Raw genomic sequence first — 13509 nt, 5'->3', positions numbered from 1 at the left:
TGTCATCCCGAGCGTCACGAGGGATGACAGACCATTTTAAGGCTCAATAATCAATTGCTTCATAATCTTTGCTGTAGCGCCCCAAACCCAATCATCATTATAAACAAACTCACAACTTTTAAAGCGAAAGCGTCCTCGCTCAACCACTACATCCTTATAATTTTTTGCCGCTTGAACCAAAGGCATAGGGACCATAATCAAACGCGCAACTTCTTCAGGATTTATCTGATAAGGATTAATGGATTCAATCTGTGCAAACCAAGGCTGAATAACTTTACCTAGTAAAGTAGACTGAGGCTCTAAGGCTCTTATTAAGGAAACCCGATCGCCAGCAATCCCCAGCTCTTCATATAACTCTCTTAAGCCAGTAGCATATAAATCTTGATCTCCCTCCTCCCAAGTTCCACCAGGAAAACAGACTTCCCCCGGATGAGCACGAAGATTTTCTCGACGTTTTGTTAAAATGAGTGAGTCTGAAGCCCGCTCATACAAAACTATAACTGCTGCGTTAGCTGAAGAACGCTCCTTAAATTCACTTAAGTCCATTAATTATCGCCGCAATTTTGATGAAACACTCACGATATTCGTCTTCACATTTGGAGTCAATAACTATTCCACCACCTGCAGAGAGGTGTAATAAATTATTTTTCGCAGTCACTGTCCGTATCGCAATGTTGGTATCAAAATACCCATGTCGGGAAAAATAACCAATAGACCCACAATAAACACCTCGTGCATAAGGCTCTTCCTGGCTAATAATCTGCATGGATTCAATTTTAGGCGCCCCAGTAATGGATCCGCCTGGAAAACAAGATAAAAAAGCGTCTAAAGGATGAATGGTATCTAAACATTGAGCTTCAATAGTACTCACTAAATGATGTACTGAGTTATAACTTTCAATGGCACACAAAGAGGTTACGCGCACAGAACCTGGCTTAGCTATTTTGCCCAGATCATTACGTAGTAAATCAACAATCATGACATTTTCCGCTTTGTTCTTCTCGCTTGCTTCCAATTCATTGATTAAACGTTGGTCTTCGACAGGATCGGCTGAACGACCAATGGTGCCTTTAATTGGGGATGTACGTAATTTACCTTTATCGTAAAGAAGAAAACGTTCTGGCGAAAAACTTAAAATATCAGCATCCTGGATTCGTAAAAAGGCAGAAAAAGGTACTGGATTTTTACGACTTATTTTTTGATAAAAGATCCAGCTGTCACCCTCATATCCGGCATGAAATGGCTGCGTTAAATTGGTTTGATAACACCTGCCTTTTATTAAAGAATGATGAATTGAGTTAAATGCCTCCTGGTATTCATCTTGAGCAATTAAAGGGCTAAAATCACAGGTTAACTCCGCTTGGCTTGGTTCATGCTGCATACCATTCCATAAAGTTACAATTTCATCAATAATAGCCGCGGTTGAAGGTTGAGTATTCGCAGCAAATAAAGTTACTTTCTTAAGCTGATGGTCAGCAATAATAGCCCAATCATACAATCCTAAATCCAATAAAGGCATTGTCTCCAAGCTGGGCTGTGAAGAAGATTTAATACCAACCAGCTGAGCGCCCAAATCATAGGAAATATAACCTATTGCCCCTCCTTGGAACGGAAGATCCGCAACCGAGTCTTGTACGGTTAAAACCTCTCGTAAGGAGGATAATACTTCTAACACATTTTGTGTTTTCGGATCGATCCTAAGCCGCTCATAGGGATAGGCACTCACTAGATCATAACGTGCTTGCAAACGGTCCGTACTTTCCAAAAGCACAAACCCTGGTAAATGGCGCAATTTCTGATAATACTCTTGCATGAAAGGGAAGTAATCGAGCGTCAAGAGCACTGATTGCTTTATAATATTTCTCATCATTTGATACAAATAATTAGCTGGAGTTTAAATTAATTTGTGAGTATGCTATGCAAACGCTTTGTTGACAAGGAGCCATGTATGGCAACGGTTGCCCAATTTGATATTACCTATACTCAATTTCTAGATGAACAAGGCAAATTAGCAGGAGAACTCCCTGCCTTTGCCAGTAACCATGAAGCACTTAAAGAACTCTATCGAGTCATGGTGCTTACTCGAACCTTTGATAAGAAAGCAATTGCATTACAAAGGACAGGTAAAATGGGGACCTATGCCCCAATTAATGGCCAAGAAGCGATTTCTACCGCGATAGGCCATGCAATGAAGCCGGAGGATGTATTTCTTCCTTATTATCGCGATTATGCGGCGCAAATTCAGCGTGGCGTAAAAATGTCAGAAATTCTAACCTATTGGGGCGGTGATGAGCGCGGCAGTGATTTTTCCTGCAAATCTCAAGACTTACCCATTTGCGTACCTATTGCTTCTCAATGCTTACATGCAACAGGGATTGCTTTTGCGTTCCAATATCGAAATGAGCCAAGAGTGGCTGTAGTATGTATTGGTGAAGGCGGAACTTCAGAAGGTGATTTCTATGAAGCCATTAACGTAGCAGGCACTTGGAAGCTACCCGTAGTTTTTGTAGTAAACAATAACCAATGGGCTATTTCAGTTCCCAGAGACAAACAAACAGGAACAGAAACTATTGCTCAAAAAGCCATAGCAGCTGGATTTTCCGGTGTGCAAATAGATGGTAACGACATTTTAGCTACCCGCCAAGTGATTGGTGATGCCATTGAAAAAGCCCGTCGTGGCGAAGGCCCTACTCTGATTGAAGCCATATCTTACCGTTTATCCGATCACACTACTGCCGATGATGCGACTCGCTATCAACCCTCTGCAGAAGTAGAACAAGCAAAACCCAAAGAGCCGATTGCTCGCTTCAAGGAATACTTAGTACAGAACGACCTATGGAGTGCCGGAGAAGAGGAACAATTAGTGATGCACTGTGCTGCTGAAGTCGAAAAAGCAGTGGATGAATACCTCAGTAGAACGCCACAACCGATCAGCAGTATCTTCGATTATCATTTTGCGGAACTACCTGAATATTTAATGGAACAACGTGCAATCGCTATGGAGGAAGCATCTAATGCCTGATATTACTTTAATTGAAGCAGTTACTCAGGCCCTAGCTTATGAGTTAGCTCATGATGATAATGTTGTTGTTTTTGGAGAGGACGTAGGTAAAAACGGTGGCGTTTTCCGAGCAACAGTTGGCTTGCAAGAGCGTTTTGGAGAAAAACGGGTGTTTGACTCGCCACTTGCTGAATCCATGATCGCAGGTTTAGCTATTGGTATGTCGCTACAAGGTTTAAAGCCTGTAGCTGAGTTCCAATTTATGGGATTTATTTATCCGGCAATGAACCAGATTATTTCTCACGCTGCACGTATGCGTAACCGTACTCGTGGACGTTTAAGTTGTCCCTTAGTGTTTCGTGCCCCTTTTGGTGGTGGAATTAGAGCACCAGAGCATCATTCAGAAAGTACAGAAGCATTATTTGCTCATATTCCAGGCTTGCAAGTAGTGATTCCTTCATCACCGAAAAGAGCTTATGGTTTATTACTCGCAGCGATGCGTAATCCTGATCCCGTTATCTTCCTAGAGCCTAAACGTATCTACCGTTTAGTTAAACAGCCAGTTGAAGATAATGGAGAAGCATTACCCATTGGCAAATGCTTTACCTTAAATCGGGGTGATGATGTTACGCTGGTTACTTGGGGCGCTAGTTTGCATGAAACCCAACAAGCCGTGAAACAGCTTGAAGAAGAAGGTATTTCGTGTGAACTCATTGATGTTGCAACCATAAAACCATTAGATATCGAAACAATTCTTGCTTCTGTGGAAAAAACAGGGCGTTGTGTTATTGTTCATGAAGGGGCAAAAACTTGCGGTGTTGGTGCAGAAATTTCCGCGCTCATTATGGAGAATTTAATGGCTGACCTCATGGCTCCAGTTCAACGCGTTACTGGTTATGATACCGTCATGCCCTACTTCCAATTAGAAAAACAATACATCCCAAGTGTTGCACGTATTAAAAACAGTGTTATGAGCATAATGGAGTAATAATGAATATTTTTAATCTGCCTGATTTAGGTGAAGGTTTACCTGATGCTGAAATTCATGAGTGGTTTGTCAAGGAAGGCGATATAGTTGTAACAGATCAGCCTCTAGTTTCTATGGAAACAGCGAAAGCTGTTGTTGATGTTCCCTGTCCTCAAAGTGGTGTTATCGGTAAATTATTTGGTAATCCAGGTGATGTAATCAAAACAGGTGAACCATTAGTTGCATTTGAATCAAGCACTGCAAAAGCAACTGATAAAGGCACTGTGGTTGGAAACTTAGAGGAAAGTAGCGAAGTCAGTGAAGATAATTTTGTTATCGGTATTCAGAACTCAGGCAAAGCCCGAATTAAGGCAACCCCTGCAGTAAAAATGCTTGCTAAAAAATTAAATATCGATTTAGCAGCTCTAAAAGGTACTGGAGAATTTGGTGTGATTACACGTGAAGACGTGCAAGCCCAAGCGGATAAAAACTCCCAAGTGCCCGTTGGATATGAGCCTCTGCGCGGTGTGCGACGCGCGATGCTAAACAGTATGGTGCAATCACATGCAGAGGTAGTTCCTGTAAGTATTTTTGATGAAGCAGATATCCATAATTGGAAACCAGGAACAGACATTACTGTGCGTTTAATTCGTGCCATGATTCATGCCGCCCAAAAAGAACCCGCGATGAATGCCTGGTTTGATACCAAACATGGTGCGCGCCAATGCTTTAACGAAGTCCATCTTGGACTCGCGATGGATAATGATGAAGGCTTATTTGTACCAGTTATCCATGACGCTGCAAAACGTTCTGATGCTGAGTTACGTCAAACGATTAATGAGTTTAAAACCTCTGTAGCCAATCGAGAGATTGGTGCTGACAAATTAAAAGGCGCAACCATTACCCTCTCTAATTTTGGTAAATTCGCAGGTCGATTTGCCAGCCCAATCATTGTCCCACCAATGGTTGCCATTTTAGCAGTAGGAAGACTTTACAATGGTGTTGTTGCGAATGAGAATGGAGCGGTTGAAGTTCATAACGTGCTGCCTTTATCACTTAGTTTTGATCATAGAGCTGCAACTGGAGGTGAGGCAACTCGCTTCTTGGGCGCGGTAATTGAGTCATTACAGAAAGCTTAAGCCAAACCTTGCTGAAGGCTGGGCAGTCAAGCCCAGCCTCGGGAACAGCAAAAACTCTGTTTGTTATGCTTGACAACCCAGCCAACAAGATCCCTTTATCCTAGATTCTACCTTTTGCTTTTTGCGCAATTTTAGCTTTGCAATCTTGAAGTTCGTTTTGGCTAAAATTAGTATTTGGTAATGTTTTAGATCCCATTACAACTGGCATAACGCAATCTTTTACTAAGCCTTTATGTTCCTTCTCGCCTCCTTTATGATAGCCATTTTGCATACACGCTTTGGCAATGGGCATACACGCATTAGCCCAACCATAAACAGAAACACTAACTAATAAAGTAAACATACCTGCTTTAGCAAGAATCTTGTTCATAATTTAATTCCTTTTAATGAAAGATATCTATTATTTTTTGTACAGTTGCCAATAAAATATAGCACAGTTAATTAAATTTGGCGTACCGTTGTAAAATGAATTTCAGCGAGTAGTTGCAAGCACAAATGGTACTTATTTTAGAGGTTTTATCTACTCTCTACTCCCACGGCGTGTCAGCGGGATCCCTGATTATTTGATCGATTAAGACTCTTTTGCTAATTCATTAAGCACCGAAGCGAGACGACATCCTGCGGTGGCAGTCTGCTTTTGAATCAAGCTTTGTGCTCTCAGTTGGTACTGCTTGCTGGGTATTTCCTTCGGATGGATTTGATAAGCCTGATTGGTGGCTAATTCATAAGACGCTTTAGCCCAATGCCTAGGATCGTTTAAAGTAGAAATCTGATTACAAGGCCAGCGCTGTTCTAATAGTCGCGCCTTAAACTTAATTTGGCCTATTTTACTGCGCCCAATAAAAAATCCTGCTCCATTATCCCAATATTGATGCAAATTAGCACCAACATAATTAGTACCTAAGGGGAATAAATTACCGCCTAAATCACCTTTAGGCAAGCGATGACTAACTTTAGTTGCTGCATGTAGAGGCTGATGAATATCCCCTACCAAGTGAATCAAAATCAGTAAGGACAAACGCTTATCAGAAACACTGGCCCTTTTTGCCGACAGTAAAGCAATCGCATTCTTGATACCCTTGATTGCGTTACTCGTCTCGACCGAAGGAAGTGCGGTATCGTCTTCAGCAAATGGAGTATTAATATAATGAAATGTATCATACCAATGCACATTTTTAAAACGAATCTGATCTAACCATATTGCTGCGGCAATAAAATTGGCATTAAATGATTTTTTTGACCGCGAATTCAAAATTTTGCGACACATTTCCTTTGCTTGTGGCGTCAAATTATCATACGCAACTTGCGCCACAACCTGATGACCTTGCATATTCCATCCATAAGAATTTAACGCCATCAGACCAAGTATTAATATATGAAAAATCCGTTTCATTTGACAAATTACCTTAGCCTAAATAAGGAGACCATGCGGGCTCTTGTACATCACCTTCACGTGCAGGTAATTTCATTCGGATACGACCATCGAGAGAAACGATGCCTAAAACACCCTGTTCCTGATTGTGAGTTGCATACAACACTAATCGTCCATTAGGAGCTACCGATGGAGACTCATCACGTCCAGAAAAAGTTAAACTTACTACAGGACCACCACTGGCACTTTGTAAGCCAATATTAAATTGGCGATCATCACGATGCAACATAATGATATTTTTCATATCAGGAGTATATGATGCACGAGCATTATAGTTTCCATCAAAAGTAATACGGCTTACCTGTCCATCCGCTAAAGATAAACGATAGATTTGGGGTGAGCCACCACGGCCAGAAGTAAAGAGAATGCTCTTACCATCAGGAGCATAACGAGGCTCAGTATCAATTGCATCACCAAAGGTAAGTTGTTTCATCACCCCACTACTTACATCAACACTGTATAGTTTGGGCGTACCACTTTTTGATAAAACCACTGCTAATTGATTACCATCTGGTGACCAGGCTGGAGCACCGTTAATTCCAGGGAAGCTAGTAATTAATCGACGTTGTCCGGTTTCAACAGATACTGTGAAAATTTGTGCACGCTTTTTCTCAAAGGATACATAAGAAATGCTGCGGCCATTAGGAGCCCAAGACGGGGACATGATTGGTTCAGAAGAAACCAATAAACTTTGTGGGTTATAACCATCTGCATCAGCAACCTCTAGTGAATAACGAGAGCCACGGGTACTTCTTTGTACAGAAATATAGGCGATACGAGTGGAGAATATGCCACGCTCACCAGTGAGCTTTTGGTAGACTTCATCACTAATATGATGCGCTAAAGGTCTTAACTGTTTCGCACCAACTTTATAGGTTTTCGTTAATAAGACTGCACCATTAGCTACGGCATCAGACAAGGTAAAACTAACCTCATATTGACCACCCACCGCAACAACACGCCCGGTTACCACACTATCAGCGCCTAATTGTTTTAAAGTAGCAACAGATGATTGTGCATTAGGACCTTGAGGACCTGAAACAATTTTAAATTGACCAGAAAAAGTTAAATCATGCTCAACAAGCTGGGCTATTTCTTGAGCGCCGCGATCAGAGCCAAAAGAATTAATAGCTATTGGTAAAGCTGAGTTGATCCCTTGAGTTAATTCTAAATCAAGAGCGAAAAGCTGTTGCGTAAACAACAAAAGAAATAATGTAGTTATTCGATTAATCACGAGTTTTATCCTCTAACTTGTTGGGGACGAACGGTTAAACTAATATCGCGGAACATATTAAACGTCGTTGCATCTTGAGGTACAGGAAGTGGTGATGCCTTGCGAATGGCTGTTTGCGCTGAACGGTCAAGAAGTGGATCCCCACTGCTTCGGGTTAACGTAACTTCCAATACAGCACCATCTGGAGCTAAACGTATTCTAAATTGGCTGGATAAAGTGCTGTCCACATTTTCAGGAAGAATCCAATTTCTACCGATTGCATTCACGATCAGTGCCTTATACTTGTCCACCTCACCTGCGATTCGTGCTTCCCGCTCCGCATTTTGAGCTGCCGTAGCTTGAGCTTGTCTTTTGCGCTCAGCTTCAGCTTTTGCAAGATCTGATTTTTCTTTGGCTATACGCTCTTTATCAGCAAGTTCTTTTACCGCTTTAGCATCAGCTTCTGCTTTAACCTCAGCTTCTACTTTAGCGTGTTCAGCCTTTTGCTTTTCCGCCTGTGCTTTTTCGGCAAGTTTTTTCTTATTAATCTCTTCGAGTTTTTTAGTTTCAAGCTTCTGTTGCTTTACCAACTCTTCCTTTTGCTTTTTTAATTCTTCAATGCGCTTGACTTCCAATGCTTTTTGCTCAGCCATCTGTTTAAGCCGTTTTTTCTCTTCCTCTGCCTGCTTTTTACGAGCAATTGCGATCCTGTTTGCCTCTTCTTTCAAACGCGCAAGCTGTTGCTGCTCTTTGATGCGTTGCTGTTTGGCAGCCTCTGCCTGTCGATTCAGCTCACGTTGACGGTTCTGCTCTGCTCGTTTTTGCTGCTCACGCTCGTGCTTTAAACGATTAACCGTCTCCATCACTTGCTTGTTATCAACGCTTACCGCTTTAACAACTTCTTGCTGTGGCGGCGGAGTCGCGGCAATAGGTTGATCAATTCCAGGCTCGTTTTTAGCCTCGGCGGTTAATACTGGGCGTTGGCTTGAATTATCAGACAGGAGCATCACAATTAAAAAAAGATGCAAACCAATCGCTATAAAAAAAGCATTACGGTAACTAGGATTTATCATGCTTGCCCCTCTGATTGATTGGGTGTTGTGTCATCAGTCAGTAATCCTACTTGTTCAGCGCCAGCTTGTTTTAATAAAGCCATTGCTTGCACGACTTTACCGTAAGCGACGCCTTGGTCTCCTTTAACTAATACATTTAGCTTCTGATTTGACTGCTTTGCTAATTCTAATTCAGCGGCAACACGAACTGTTAAAGCTTGGGGATCAATAGGATCGGCCGGCGTACTGCTGATATTAAGAAAATAAGTACCTTCCTGATTTACTGAAACAATAATCGGCTCTCTATCTGTAGGTGCCAAAGTCTGACTTGCCGCTTTCGGTAGATCTACAGTCACACCTTGACTCAGCATGGGGGCTGTTATCATAAAAATAACCAGAAGAACTAACATTACATCAATGTAAGGAACAACGTTAATCTCAGATATAGGACGTTCACGTTTGGTCTTTGCTTTGATCATTTTGAACTTTATCCTCTTACAGTATTATTGTTTTGTTGTTCTATAAGTGATATCAATTCTTCCTGAAACAATTCAAATCGATCCAATAAACCATTAGCACGAGTTGAATATCGGTTGTATGCAATAACAGCGGGTATTGCGGTAAATAATCCTAAAGCCGTTGCAACCAATGCTTCAGAAATACCTGGAGCAACCATTGCAATAGTCGCCTGTTGTGCATGTCCTAAAGCTTGGAAGGAAGTCATAATCCCCCAAACCGTACCAAATAACCCTATATAAGGCGAAATGGAGCCAACAGAAGCAAAGAAAGGTAAATGTTGCTCTAATTTCTCAGCTTCTTTGGCATGACTAATTTGCATTACACGCTGAATCGGCTCTAAAATCACCTGCCCTTGTTTTCTAGCGCGCACAAACTCCTTAAAACCTGCATGAAAAATTGCTGCCATCCCTTGTCGCTCATCCGCATTACTATCAATATCCGCATAAAGTCGGCTTAAATCGCCACTGTCCCAAAATCTACGGCTAAATGCTTCGGTCATTTGTTTTTTACGATTAAAAAACCAGGCTCTTTGAAAAATCAATGTCCAAGAAGTAATGGACGCAACGGCGAGCAGCATCATCACTGATTTAACTACTAACCCTGCTTGCATAAAATACATTAATACATTTGCCTGACTACCCATCTTTTTTTATCTCCGCTACCAAGATCTTTATTTTTAATTAGTACAAAGAACGTCATCGGGATGACGTACCCTATTATCTACCTGGAAATCGTTTCGGTTTTAAATTTCCATCAACACAAACCACTTTAATTTGTGCTTTACACAGCAGCTTATCCTGCTGGTTTTTCATTTCCTGTTCAAACTCAAAACTACAAGCTCCTGATTTTCCTAATTTAGTAGTAATGCTTAACAAATCGTCTAATCGTGCTGGAGCAAGATATCGGATATTAATCTCAGTAATTGCAAAAAGTGTATCGGTTTTTGCTAAATCACTAAGAATTAAATTATCTTGACGCAACATTTCAGTTCGTGCTCGCTCAAAATAACACAGATAATTTGCATGATACACGATGCCAATATAATCCACATCTTCGGTATATACACGTACATCATATTGATAAATCATTTCCTGATTCATGGATTATTCCTGTGCAGTAATACTTAAACCAAAATGCTGATAAGCCCGAGGTGTTGCTATTCTACCTCGTGGTGTGCGCATAAGGAATCCTTGTTGTATTAAAAATGGCTCTAAAACATCCTCTATTGTTCCTTTTTCTTCACCAATTGCAGCCGCAATACTATCCACGCCTACAGGACCACCATTAAATTGTTCGATAACTGACATTAAAAGTTTTCTATCCATCAGATCAAATCCATACTTGTCTACATCAAGCATCTCTAACGCTCTTTGGGCAATGTCTAAACTTATGACTCCCCCTCCTTTCACTTCGGCATAGTCGCGAACACGTCGTAATAAACGATTAGCAATACGCGGCGTACCTCGTGAACGCACCGCAATTTCTCGTGCTCCTTCTAACTCAGTATTAACCTTTAATAATTGAGCTGAACGCGCCACAATTTGTGATAAGGAGTCAACGGAATAATATTCCAATCGTTGTACGATACCAAATCGATCGCGTAGTGGTGAGGTAAGTAAGCCTGCTCGCGTTGTAGCCCCAACCAAAGTAAAGGGAGGTAACTCTAATTTTATAGAGCGCGCGGCAGGTCCTTCACCAATCATGATATCCAGTTTATAGTCTTCCATTGCCGGATAAAGAATTTCTTCAATAACTGGGCTTAAGCGGTGAATTTCATCGATAAACAATACATCATTTTCTTGTAAGTTCGTTAATATTGCAGCGATATCACCTGCCCGCTCAATAACAGGACCAGAGGTTTGGCGAAGATTAACACCCATTTCATGCGCAATAATATTGGCCAATGTTGTTTTGCCAAGCCCTGGCGGGCCAAAAATTAACACGTGATCCAGCGCATCTCTGCGTTTTTTTGCCGCATCAATAAAAATTTGCATTTGTGAACTCACTGTCTCTTGGCCAATGTATTCACGAAGACTTAATGGTCTAATAGCGCGATCAATGGCTTCTTCTGAGACAATACTTTGGGTACTGATTAAGCGATCACTTTCCAGCATAGTTCTTATTAGGGTTCAGATAAATGCAGATATGTTAACATATGTTTTTTTAATAACAGATGATTTATTTGGTATATCTGGGCCAGAATTTAAAAATGTGTCTAAAAACAGCTTATTCAGCTAAAATGAATCAATAACTAGCAGGCTCTCCACATTAGATGATGGCTGTTTTTCAACAAAACCTGGTCGAAAAAATGACATAACGCTAACTTCGCGTTTGCATTCATCGTTAATAGGAGCAGAAACTTCAAAATCAATATATTCGCTAAGAGTTTTATTCATCCCCTCAATAAATAATCCTGAAGCAACAATAAGCTCTTCGCTCAAAATAAATCCGTGAAAAAACGTATCAAGCTTTGCATTACAATCACTTAAACGTTTTTCAAACATGTCTGGCATAACGATACCCTTTATGTCGTAATTTAGCTTGGCTTATTTTAAACCATTCCAGACATTAAACAAAATTTTCGATTGATGCCATTAATAATTTTCTGGCTCTAAAAATGCGGGAACGAACTGTTCCTATGGGACAATCCATCTTTTTAGCAATATCCTCATAGGATTGACCGTCAAAAATATGCATGCCATAACAGGCTCGTAATTCTTCAGAGAGCATGGATATAGCTAACTCTAATTGCTCTCCAAATTCAATACTTATTAATGTATATTCTGGGGATTGATGTGTCATGGAGTGTGTTTGGCTCTCTTCAAATTCGGTTTCCAAGTCGCTACGAGTACTTGCTGTACGATAATGATTTTTAATGGTATTTTGCGTAATGCGATAGAGCCATGTGGAAAATTGGCTTTCTTCTTTGAAATAACGTAAGTAACGGAAAACCTTAAGTAATACCTCTTGAGCTAAATCATTCACATGCGTTTGATCATTGATATGAAAATAAATAATTTGCTGAACCTTATTATGATAACGCATAAACAGCAGATTATATGCGTCCTGATTCCCTTGCCGTGCTAAATTCACGAGTTCTTCGTCACTATAAGAAACATTACTGTTCATTGCACCCTCTTTCTTTTTATTCCATTGTGCGAAATCGGACTTTAATTTGCTCACTATGATTTATTATATATCATTTAGAGATATTAGCATGCGAAAGAGAAGATAATCCTGTAGCAGTTGCATGATGACGTTTGAAGTCCAATAAAGTAAGGAGCATGCAGGAGTAATTAGAAGCTCTTGGCCATCAAGACTCCAGCGTATATCGTAAAGTTAGTCGTTTATTCTCTTTAAATTTTTCCAAAAAAACGTTCAATAACAGAGTGAGTTTTATACCGCTCTTGATCCCGAACACCTAGAAAAAAAGCACCTTTGACGCCAATTCATCGAAGTTAAATATTTGTATTTTTAAAGAAGTTACTGATGAAAACATATGACATAAAACACCTGTGCCCAAAAGTCAGGATCGTCTCTAAAAGGGGTTCTTTTCAGGAAGGTACGAAATTTCCCGAAGCCCCCCTATAACCCTTTACCAGTCTAGGCTGCAGCCAATAAATCGATTTGTTTATTGCTCACCAATTTTTCTATAAGCTTATGTAAATTAAGACATTCTTGATCGTTATAAAATTCATAAATTCCAATCAAGTTAATATGTTGCCATGCAACAGGGGATAATCGAATTATTTTCAAGCATTCTTCTTCCATGTTGTTCTGTTTGTAATGTTCATAAAGTCCAGTCAGAAGGGAAGCATTGTAAAAAATAATACAGTTGGACAGTAAACGTGCGCATTCATTATTAACGATTAACTCAATCTCCGTTTTTCCAGTTAGTTTCCTGCTGCTAATCTTTGCGATAGCTGCTCTGAGTTGGTGGTATGACTCACCCCGATTTAAAGAACGATGCACTGTTTTACGCATCCCTTCATCATCAATATAATCAAGCATGTACAGGGTCATGATAACCTGGTCCAGTTCAATCAATGCCCGTAACGTATCATTGGATTGGTACGATGATAATTTTTTGACAATAGTGCTTTGGCTGCTCTTTTTCAGCCCCAACGTTGCCATAATTCTTAAAATATTGTCCCATTCTTTAATGATTAACCGTACATTTACTTTC

The 13509-nt window shown here is 40.4% G+C and carries 16 protein-coding genes; 3 read left to right on the top strand and 13 right to left on the bottom strand.

From position 1 onward, the window contains the following. Window positions 1-36: 36 nt before the first annotated feature. Window positions 37-546: an NUDIX hydrolase gene (locus tag ACQY7T_RS05295; RefSeq protein ID WP_428411753.1), complete on the bottom strand. Its 510-nt coding sequence runs from the start codon at window positions 544-546 to the stop codon at window positions 37-39. Beyond that, window positions 533-1855, bottom strand: coding sequence for an aminodeoxychorismate synthase component I (pabB, locus tag ACQY7T_RS05290; RefSeq protein ID WP_428411866.1), 1323 nt, complete (start codon window positions 1853-1855; stop codon window positions 533-535). The genes ACQY7T_RS05295 and pabB overlap by 14 nt, the downstream gene beginning before the upstream one ends. A 93-nt stretch (window positions 1856-1948) precedes the next feature. Here pabB and pdhA point away from each other — a divergent pair, with 93 nt between their 5' ends. From pdhA to ACQY7T_RS05275, 3 genes are read left to right on the top strand one after another with little or no spacing between them, the layout of a single operon-like run. Beyond that, window positions 1949-3022, top strand: a complete 1074-nt coding sequence (pdhA, locus tag ACQY7T_RS05285; protein WP_428411751.1) for a pyruvate dehydrogenase (acetyl-transferring) E1 component subunit alpha — start codon at window positions 1949-1951, stop codon at window positions 3020-3022. After that, window positions 3015-3989 carry an alpha-ketoacid dehydrogenase subunit beta gene (locus ACQY7T_RS05280; protein WP_428411750.1) on the top strand — a complete coding sequence of 325 codons (975 nt, stop codon included), beginning with the start codon at window positions 3015-3017 and terminating at the stop codon, window positions 3987-3989. Before pdhA ends, ACQY7T_RS05280 begins: the two co-directional genes overlap by 8 nt. Window positions 3990-3991: 2 nt before the next feature. Beyond that, window positions 3992-5107: a dihydrolipoamide acetyltransferase family protein gene (locus ACQY7T_RS05275; RefSeq protein ID WP_428411748.1), complete on the top strand. Its 1116-nt coding sequence runs from the start codon at window positions 3992-3994 to the stop codon at window positions 5105-5107. Between the two features lie 100 nt (window positions 5108-5207). Here the strand turns inward: ACQY7T_RS05275 and ACQY7T_RS05270 are convergent, their stop codons facing one another. The 11 genes from ACQY7T_RS05270 to ACQY7T_RS05220 all read right to left on the bottom strand — a co-directional run. Continuing rightward, the gene (locus ACQY7T_RS05270) at window positions 5208-5477 is read right to left on the bottom strand and encodes a hypothetical protein (RefSeq protein WP_428411746.1); all 270 of its coding nucleotides are present in this window, start codon (window positions 5475-5477) and stop codon (window positions 5208-5210) included. A 201-nt stretch (window positions 5478-5678) separates the two neighbouring features. Next, entirely contained in the window at window positions 5679-6500 is an 822-nt protein-coding gene (locus tag ACQY7T_RS05265; RefSeq protein ID WP_428411744.1) for a S1/P1 nuclease, read from the bottom strand. 13 nt (window positions 6501-6513) lie between these two features. Then, the gene (tolB, locus tag ACQY7T_RS05260; RefSeq protein WP_428411742.1) at window positions 6514-7773 is read right to left on the bottom strand and encodes a Tol-Pal system beta propeller repeat protein TolB; all 1260 of its coding nucleotides are present in this window, start codon (window positions 7771-7773) and stop codon (window positions 6514-6516) included. 5 nt (window positions 7774-7778) lie between these two features. Then, complete coding sequence (gene tolA / locus ACQY7T_RS05255; protein WP_428411740.1) at window positions 7779-8825, bottom strand: cell envelope integrity protein TolA; 1047 nt, start codon at window positions 8823-8825, stop codon at window positions 7779-7781. Further along, a complete protein-coding gene (tolR, locus tag ACQY7T_RS05250) occupies window positions 8822-9283 on the bottom strand; it encodes a protein TolR (RefSeq protein WP_347572681.1) in 462 nt (153 codons plus the stop codon). Before tolR ends, tolA begins: the two co-directional genes overlap by 4 nt. 8 nt (window positions 9284-9291) lie before the next feature. Then, window positions 9292-9966, bottom strand: a complete 675-nt coding sequence (gene tolQ, locus ACQY7T_RS05245; RefSeq protein ID WP_428411738.1) for a protein TolQ — start codon at window positions 9964-9966, stop codon at window positions 9292-9294. A 73-nt stretch (window positions 9967-10039) separates the two neighbouring features. Then, entirely contained in the window at window positions 10040-10423 is a 384-nt protein-coding gene (locus ACQY7T_RS05240; RefSeq protein ID WP_428411736.1) for a YbgC/FadM family acyl-CoA thioesterase, read from the bottom strand. A gap of 3 nt (window positions 10424-10426) precedes the next feature. Then, complete coding sequence (gene ruvB, locus ACQY7T_RS05235) at window positions 10427-11437, bottom strand: Holliday junction branch migration DNA helicase RuvB (protein ID WP_428411734.1); 1011 nt, start codon at window positions 11435-11437, stop codon at window positions 10427-10429. Between the two features lie 120 nt (window positions 11438-11557). Further along, on the bottom strand, window positions 11558-11836 hold the full coding sequence (locus tag ACQY7T_RS05230; RefSeq protein ID WP_428411733.1) for a hypothetical protein: 279 nt from the start codon (window positions 11834-11836) through the stop codon (window positions 11558-11560). A gap of 55 nt (window positions 11837-11891) precedes the next feature. Beyond that, a complete protein-coding gene (locus ACQY7T_RS05225; RefSeq protein WP_428411731.1) occupies window positions 11892-12452 on the bottom strand; it encodes a sigma-70 family RNA polymerase sigma factor in 561 nt (186 codons plus the stop codon). 474 nt (window positions 12453-12926) lie between these two features. Next, a partial coding sequence (locus tag ACQY7T_RS05220) for a Tn3 family transposase (RefSeq protein ID WP_428411729.1) occupies window positions 12927-13509 on the bottom strand: 583 nt, incomplete at its 5' end.

It is taken from the genome of Legionella sp. (assembly GCF_965140895.1).
GTDB lineage: Bacteria > Pseudomonadota > Gammaproteobacteria > Legionellales > Legionellaceae > Legionella.
The sequence above is the reverse complement of the archived record's forward strand: the minus strand, read 5'-3'. Positions and strand labels throughout refer to the sequence as shown.

Coding starts and splice junctions, on each gene's coding strand:
- ACQY7T_RS05265 (WP_428411744.1), bottom strand. CDS start 6,500: ATGAAACGGATTTTTCATATATTAATACTTGGTCTGATGGCGTTAAAT.
- ruvB (WP_428411734.1), bottom strand. CDS start 11,437: ATGCTGGAAAGTGATCGCTTAATCAGTACCCAAAGTATTGTCTCAGAA.
- ACQY7T_RS05225 (WP_428411731.1), bottom strand. CDS start 12,452: ATGAACAGTAATGTTTCTTATAGTGACGAAGAACTCGTGAATTTAGCA.
- ACQY7T_RS05275 (WP_428411748.1), top strand. CDS start 3,992: ATGAATATTTTTAATCTGCCTGATTTAGGTGAAGGTTTACCTGATGCT.
- ACQY7T_RS05240 (WP_428411736.1), bottom strand. CDS start 10,423: ATGAATCAGGAAATGATTTATCAATATGATGTACGTGTATATACCGAA.
- tolQ (WP_428411738.1), bottom strand. CDS start 9,966: ATGGGTAGTCAGGCAAATGTATTAATGTATTTTATGCAAGCAGGGTTA.
- tolA (WP_428411740.1), bottom strand. CDS start 8,825: ATGATAAATCCTAGTTACCGTAATGCTTTTTTTATAGCGATTGGTTTG.
- ACQY7T_RS05270 (WP_428411746.1), bottom strand. CDS start 5,477: ATGAACAAGATTCTTGCTAAAGCAGGTATGTTTACTTTATTAGTTAGT.
- ACQY7T_RS05230 (WP_428411733.1), bottom strand. CDS start 11,836: ATGCCAGACATGTTTGAAAAACGTTTAAGTGATTGTAATGCAAAGCTT.
- ACQY7T_RS05295 (WP_428411753.1), bottom strand. CDS start 546: ATGGACTTAAGTGAATTTAAGGAGCGTTCTTCAGCTAACGCAGCAGTT.
- tolR (WP_347572681.1), bottom strand. CDS start 9,283: ATGATCAAAGCAAAGACCAAACGTGAACGTCCTATATCTGAGATTAAC.
- pdhA (WP_428411751.1), top strand. CDS start 1,949: ATGGCAACGGTTGCCCAATTTGATATTACCTATACTCAATTTCTAGAT.
- ACQY7T_RS05280 (WP_428411750.1), top strand. CDS start 3,015: ATGCCTGATATTACTTTAATTGAAGCAGTTACTCAGGCCCTAGCTTAT.